Below are 983 nucleotides of genomic sequence, written 5' to 3'. Positions count from 1 at the left end.
GCGCTGGTCGCCGAGTCGTTCGACACCTTGAGCACCTCTGAGCAGTTGGCGCTGACCGCGCAATGGGAGAGCTTCACCCGGGGTTCGGCGATGGTGGGTCACCGCTTGGTGGCCGGACTGCAGCAGGCCCCGCTGGCGGAGTTGGGTGAAAACAGCGTGGCCGGCGCGCTGACGGTGTTGCTGCGCGTGTCCAAGGCCGAGGCGAGCCGGCGGGTGGCCGAGGCAAAAGAGTTGGCGCCGCGGCGGGCGATGACCGGCGAGACACTTGAACCGGTGCTGGCCCAGACGGCGGCCGCCGTCGAGAAGGGTCTGGTGGGCGCCGAGCATGTGCGAGTGATCCGGCGGTTCTTCGCCAAGCAGGTCCCGGCCTCGATGGGCTATGACGTGCGTGAGGCCGCCGAAGCGCAGCTAGCCGAGCTGGCCACCAAGCACACGCCTGAGGAGTTGCGTGCGGCCGCCGAGCGGTTGGGCGCGTATTTGAACCCGGATGGGGATTTCTCCGATGAAGTGCGCGCGGCGCAGCGTTGGCTGCGGCTGGGCCGCCAGCGCCTCGATGGGATGAGTGAGCTGCGCGGCCTGATTGATCCGGCCACGCGGGCGGCGTTGGAGGCGGTGCTGGCGGTGTGGGCTGCCCCGGGCAAGAACAACCCGGCCGATGACGCCCCGGGCGGGCAGATCCGGTGTCCGGATGCGCAGCCCTCAGCCGAGGCGGTCAGCGCCGATCAGCGCACGACCGGCCAGCGCAACCACGACGCGTTGAATGCCATGTGCCGAGCGCTGCTGGCGTCGGGGGCGTTGGGCAGCCATAACGGGTTGCCGGCCACGCTGCTGATCACCGCCCGGCTCAAGGAACTCCAAGCCGGCACCGGGCATGGGTTCACCGGCGGCGGGTCGCTGCTGCCGATGAGCGAGGTGATCCGCCAGGGCGCCGAGGCCCATCACTATCTGGCGATCTTCGCCGACCACACCGACGAGATCCTGTA

1 protein-coding gene is annotated in these 983 nt (G+C 69.8%); it reads left to right on the top strand.

Annotated elements, in window-relative coordinates; all coding sequences use genetic code 11:
* Positions 1-983 (top strand): DUF222 domain-containing protein (locus AU197_RS19465; protein ID WP_064404550.1); only part of this gene is annotated, 983 nt, incomplete at both ends.

This window comes from Mycobacterium sp. IS-1590 (assembly GCF_001500025.1).
Classification (GTDB): Bacteria; Actinomycetota; Actinomycetes; order Mycobacteriales; family Mycobacteriaceae; genus Mycobacterium.
The sequence above is the reverse complement of the archived record's forward strand: the minus strand, read 5'-3'. Positions and strand labels throughout refer to the sequence as shown.